This is a genomic window from Micromonospora sp. S4605 (assembly GCF_003176715.1).
GTDB lineage: Bacteria > Actinomycetota > Actinomycetes > Mycobacteriales > Micromonosporaceae > Micromonospora > Micromonospora echinaurantiaca.
In genome coordinates this window covers 1-5,241 of record NZ_QGSW01000033.1, presented here as the reverse complement: position 1 = coordinate 5,241, position 5,241 = coordinate 1, and the positions used below count along the sequence as shown (strand labels likewise).

The window sequence follows — 5,241 nt, the reverse complement described above, 5'->3', positions numbered from 1 at the left end:
GGGGTGGGGGCGGGAGTGCGGCGGCGGGTGCGGACGGCGGCGGCGAGCTGGTCGAGGACCTCGGCGCTGGTGTCCCAGCCCATGCAGGCGTCGGTGACCGACTGCCCGTAGGTCAGCTCCCGGGTGGGGTCGAGGTCCTGCCGGCCGGGGAGCAGGAAGCTCTCCAGCATGATCCCGACGATGCCGCGCTGACCGGCGGCGAGCTGGCCGGCCACGTCCGCGGCCACCGTGGGCTGGTTGCGGTGGTCCTTGCCGCTGTTGGCGTGGCTGGCGTCCACCACCACGCGCTCGGGCAGCCCGGCCGCCCGGAGCAGCTCCAGCGCCCCGGCCACCGACTCCGCGTCGTAGTTGGGCCGGCCACCACCGCCGCGCAGCACCAGGTGCCCGTCGGCGTTGCCCCGGGTGTGCATGATCGCCGGGGTGCCGGAGACGTCGATGCCGGGGAAGACGTGCGGCACCCCGGCGGCGCGGATGGCGTCCACCGCGGTGGCGATGCTGCCGTCCGGCCGGTTCTTCATCCCGATCGGCATCGACAGCCCGGAGGCGAGCTGCCGGTGCACCTGGCTCTCCACCGTGCGGGCGCCGATCGCGCCCCAGGCCACCGTGTCGGCGATGTACTGCGGGGTGATCGGGTCGAGGAACTCGCAACCCACCGGCAGACCCAGTCGCAGCACGTCGAGCAGCAGCGCCCGGGCGGTGCGCAGCCCGGTGTTGACGTCGCCCGAGCCGTCCAGCCCCGGATCGTTGATCAGGCCCTTCCAGCCCACCGTTGAGCGCGGCTTCTCGAAGTAGACCCGCATCACCACCAGCAGGTCGTCGGCGAGGCGGTCGGCCGCGACCCGGAGCCGGCGCGCGTAGTCCAGGGCGGCGGCCGGGTCGTGCACCGAGCACGGGCCGACCACCACCAGCAGGCGGTCGTCCGCGCGGTCCAGCACCCGACCGACCGCGCGGCGGCCGGCCAGCACGGCCGAGGCGAGCGTGTCGTCCAGGGGCAGCTCGTGGTGCAGCAGGGCCGGGGTGGTCAACGGCACGACGCGGTCGATCCGCTGATCGCTGACCCGATCGGTCTCCGGGGTCGTCACGGTGGGCATCCTTCCGCCGACCGCGCCCGGTGCCGGTGCCCGGGGTCGAGCCGGCTGCTCGCATGCGAAAGGGCAGGAACACAGTGCTCCTGCCCGGCCGGCTCGTGGTGCGGTGACGTCAGATCATGGTGAAGTCACCGGCTGGCGAGCCGGCTGCCTAAACCATCGATACGACCGCGTCACGCCGGCAAGCCTACCCGACGCGACCGTCGGTGGCACCAGGCTCGTCGCACCGTCACCGGCGTGGGGCGGGCCACCCGTGCCGTACCCGCCCGCCGCCCGTGACCGTCTCGACGGTGCGATCACCGGGCGTGCCCGGTACACGCCCGGGGTATGGGATCGGCATGACGCACGAGCAGAGCGACCAGGAACGGGTCGAGTCCCGCGCCCACCTGCTGCCGGAGGAGGCCACCGTGGGTAGCGACGACCCGGTGGCGCAGGCGGACACCATCCTCGACGAGTCCGACGTCCGGGAGGAGGACCGCAACGCCGCCCCGGACACCGTCCTGGAACGGCGGACCTCGGATCAGACGGTGACGCCGAGCGAACCGCCGGACTGAACCCGGGCGCCGCGCGCCCGGCGCGAGCCGCGGTAGGTGTGCTCGCGTACCCAGGCCAGCGGCCCGGCCGCCCGCAGGCCGGCCGGCAGGTTGCCGATCGGGTCGAAGGCCAGCTCGGCGTCGGTCCGGGCGCTGAGCTGGTCGCCGAGCGCGACCTGGCCGACCGGCCGCCACGGCCCGACCGCCGACGCGACCGCGAGCACCAGTCGCGGCGCGTCCGCCCGGGTCGCCGCCGCCACGTCGGCCAGGCTCCGGCCCAGGTCCACCGATTCCGGGTCGGCCAGCGCGGCCAGCCAGATCCGCCGCCGGCCCACCCGGTAGGACATGATCGAGCTGTACGTGCCGGCGAACCGCCGCCGGGGCAGCGGCAGGTGGCGCAGCACCGGCGCCGCGCGGCTGGAGCTGACCAGCAGGTCGAACGGCCGCTCCTCGCCCCGGTGCATGCGTACCGCCAGGCCGAGCACGTCCGGCCAGCCGTCCGGGGTGGGTACGCCCCGGGAGAGCCGGACCGTGGCCGGGTAACGGCCGGGCCGGTCGAGCATCCCGACCCCGGTCGGCGGCCCGGCCACGCCCCAGATGGTGACCTCGCCGGTGAACGAGCGGCCGAGCGGATGCAGCAGGCGGGCGCGGCGGAGCCGGGTCAGGGCGGCGGCGGCCCGTTCCAGGGCGGCACCGGCCCGGGCGGAGGCGCCGGTCGGGACGGACATGCCCCTCCGGTACCCGGCGACCCGCTGTCGATACCTCCGGCGTACGGCGTGTGAGGTTGACGCCCGCGAGATCGGATAGCGTCGAGCCATGCCCGACAGCGGTTACCCCTGGCCCATCGAGACGACCCGACTGGACAACGGCCTGCGCGTGGTGGTGAGCGAGGACCGCACCGCCCCCGCGGTCGCGGTGAACCTCTGGTACGACGTCGGCTCCCGGCACGAACCGGAGGGGCAGACCGGCTTCGCCCACCTCTTCGAGCACCTGATGTTCGAGGGCTCGATCAACGTGGCGAAGACCGAGCACATGAAGCTGGTGCAGGGTTCGGGCGGCTCGCTGAACGCCACCACCAACCCGGACCGCACCAACTACTTCGAGACGGTCCCGGCCGAGCACCTGGAACTGGCGCTCTGGCTGGAGGCCGACCGGATGGGCGGCCTGGTGCCGGCGCTGACCCAGGAGACCCTGGACAACCAGCGCGACGTGGTGAAGAACGAGCGGCGGCAACGCTACGAGAACGTCCCGTACGGCGACGCCTGGCTGCGGCTGCTGCCCCTGCTCTATCCGCCCGGGCATCCGTACCACCACGCCACGATCGGTTCGATGGCCGACCTGAACGCCGCCGACCTGGCCACCTTCCAGGCCTTCCACCGCACCTACTACGCGCCGAACAACGCGGTGCTCACGGTGGTCGGCGACGCCTCGGCCGCCGAGGTCTTCGCGCTGGCCGACAAGTACTTCGGCGCCATCCCGGCCCGGGCCGACATCCCGTCCGCGCCGGACGGGCGGATCGTCCCGGCCACCGGCCGGCCCGCCGTCGAGACGGTCACCGGCGACGTGCCCGCGCCCCGGGTGTACGTGGCCCACCGCACCTACCCCTTCGGCAGCCCCGGCTACGACGTGCTCACCGTGCTCGCCACCGTCCTCGGCAGCGGCCGGGGCAGCCGGCTCTACCAGCGGCTCGCCGACGGCGAGCGGATCGCCCAGCCGGACCTGGTCGGGGCGTACGGGGTGGACCTGGCGCACGCTCCGGCACCGTTGATCGCCACCGCTACCGCCCGCCCCGGGGTGACCGGCGAGCGGTTGGCCGCCGGTCTGGCCGAGGTGATCGACGAACTGGCCACCGTGCCGGTCACCGCCACCGAGCTGGAGCGGGCCAAGGCGCTGCTCACCACCGCCTGGTGGCGGCAGATGTCCACCGTGGACGGACGGGCGGACACGCTGGGCCGCTACGCCACCCAGTTCGGCGACCCGGCGAAGGCCGGCGAGCGGCTGCCGGCCTGGCTCGCGGTGACCGCCGAGCAGATCGCCGAGGCCGCCGCCGAGGTGCTCGGCGCCGCCGACCGGGTGACCCTGACCTACCTGCCCGAGGAGACGTCATGACGCTGATCGCCCACCGTCCCGGCCCGGGCGCCGCCCGCCCGTACCGGTTCCCGCCGGTGGTCCGCCGCGCCGTGGCCGGCGGTCAGGTCGTCGCCGCGCACCTGCCCGGGCAGAACCTCGCCGTCGCCCTGCTGCTGCTCGACGCCGGCGCGGCGCGCGAACCGGTCGGCAAGGAGGGGCTCGCCGGGGTGCTGGCCAAGGCCCTGGAGGAGGGCACCGCGCAGCGCGACGCCACGGCGTACGCGCTGGCGATCGAGGCCCTCGGCACCGAGTTGGTGACCGGGCTGGACTGGGACTCCTTCCAGGTCAGCGTGCAGGTGCCGGTGGACCGGCTGAGCGCCGCCGTGGAACTGCTCGCCGAGGCGGTGCGGACGCCCCGGCTCGACCCGACCGACGTGCGCCGGGTCCGCGACGACGAGGCGACCGCGCTGCGGATGGACTGGGCCAACCCGGGCCCGCGCGCCGACAAGGCGCTGCGCGCCGACCTGTTCGGTGCCGAGAACCGCTGGGGCCGCCCGATGTACGGCGACCCGAACTCGGTCGCCGCGCTCGACCCGGAGGACGTCACTGTCTTCCACTCCGAGTGGTTCATCCGGCCCGGCACGCTGATCGTGGTCGGCGACCTCGACCGGCTCGACCTGGACGCGCTCGGCGCCACCGCGTTCGCCGGCGCGGGTGGCGGACCGGTCGACCGGGGCGGACCGATCCAGGTGCCGTTCCGGGAGGGCCGGCGGATCATCCTCGTGGACCGGCCCGGCTCGGTGCAGTCCACGCTGCGGCTGGGGCACCCGTCGCCGCACCGCGCCCACCCCGACCACGTGCCGATGACGCTCGCCGGCACGGTGCTCGGTGGGGCGTTCACCTCCCGGCTCAACCACCTGATCCGCGAGGTACGCGGCTACACGTACGGCATCCGGGGCGACTTCGCCTCGTCCCGCCGGTTCGGCCGGTTCGCTGTCAACTCCGGGGTGCAGACCGCGGTGACCGCGCCCGCCCTGGTCGAGGCGGTCGGCGAGATCACCCGTACCCAGGCCGGCGGGGTGACCGAGGACGAGTTGGCGGTGGCCCGCTCCTGGCGGGCCGGCCAGCTCTCGGTCGAACTGCAGAGCCCGCGGGCGATCGCCTCCGCGCTGACCACGCTGGTGGTGCACGACCTGCCGGACGACTACCACGCCCGGCTGCGGGAGTCGCTGCTCGCCGCCGACGTCGATCAGGTCTCCGCCGCGGCGGCGGCGCACCTGCGCCCGGAGTCGCTCACCCTGGTGGTGGAGGGGGACGCGGCGGTCATCCGGGACGAACTGGTGGCCACCGGGCTCGGCGAGGTGGTCTCCGCGACGCCATGACCCTGCCTGCCCGCGCCGCACCAGGCTCCCCTTGATCCACCCGGTGTGCGGGACATGGGGGTGGCGGTCGGCGGCGGATGGCCCGGTTTGCGGGATACCGAGTGGATCAAGCCGGTTGTGATGTGGGTCGCTGGTGGGGCCGGCGGGATGGCGGGTCAGCGGGGGTGC

The 5,241-nt window shown here is 74.7% G+C and carries 5 protein-coding genes; 3 read left to right on the top strand and 2 right to left on the bottom strand.

The genetic code is table 11. From position 1 onward, the window contains the following. The coding region (locus tag DLJ47_RS01090; protein WP_109898242.1) for a 3-deoxy-7-phosphoheptulonate synthase at nucleotides 1-1,091 on the bottom strand (1,091 nt) is incomplete at its 3' end. Nucleotides 1,092-1,426: 335 nt separating this feature from the next. On the opposite strand from DLJ47_RS01090, the gene DLJ47_RS01085 reads away from it, so the two are divergent. Next, nucleotides 1,427-1,642, top strand: a complete 216-nt coding sequence (locus tag DLJ47_RS01085) for a hypothetical protein (protein ID WP_199235643.1) — start codon at nucleotides 1,427-1,429, stop codon at nucleotides 1,640-1,642. Here the strand turns inward: DLJ47_RS01085 and DLJ47_RS01080 are convergent. Next, nucleotides 1,609-2,349 carry a phosphodiesterase gene (locus DLJ47_RS01080; protein WP_109898241.1) on the bottom strand — a complete coding sequence of 247 codons (741 nt, stop codon included), beginning with the start codon at nucleotides 2,347-2,349 and terminating at the stop codon, nucleotides 1,609-1,611. The two genes, DLJ47_RS01085 and DLJ47_RS01080, sit on opposite strands and share 34 nt — an antisense overlap. Nucleotides 2,350-2,437: 88 nt before the next feature. Here DLJ47_RS01080 and DLJ47_RS01075 point away from each other — a divergent pair, with 88 nt between their 5' ends. Then, on the top strand, nucleotides 2,438-3,730 hold the full coding sequence (locus DLJ47_RS01075; protein WP_109898240.1) for a M16 family metallopeptidase: 1,293 nt from the start codon (nucleotides 2,438-2,440) through the stop codon (nucleotides 3,728-3,730). Next, entirely contained in the window at nucleotides 3,727-5,073 is a 1,347-nt protein-coding gene (locus tag DLJ47_RS01070) for a M16 family metallopeptidase (protein ID WP_109898239.1), read from the top strand. Before DLJ47_RS01075 ends, DLJ47_RS01070 begins: the two co-directional genes overlap by 4 nt. Nucleotides 5,074-5,241: the final 168 nt, after the last annotated feature.

Bases quoted from the DNA above. Each gene is read 5' to 3' on its own strand.
- DLJ47_RS01085 (WP_199235643.1), top strand. From the start codon at position 1,427: ATGACGCACGAGCAGAGCGACCAGGAACGGGTCGAGTCCCGCGCCCAC.
- DLJ47_RS01080 (WP_109898241.1), bottom strand. From the start codon at position 2,349: ATGTCCGTCCCGACCGGCGCCTCCGCCCGGGCCGGTGCCGCCCTGGAA.
- DLJ47_RS01075 (WP_109898240.1), top strand. From the start codon at position 2,438: ATGCCCGACAGCGGTTACCCCTGGCCCATCGAGACGACCCGACTGGAC.
- DLJ47_RS01070 (WP_109898239.1), top strand. From the start codon at position 3,727: ATGACGCTGATCGCCCACCGTCCCGGCCCGGGCGCCGCCCGCCCGTAC.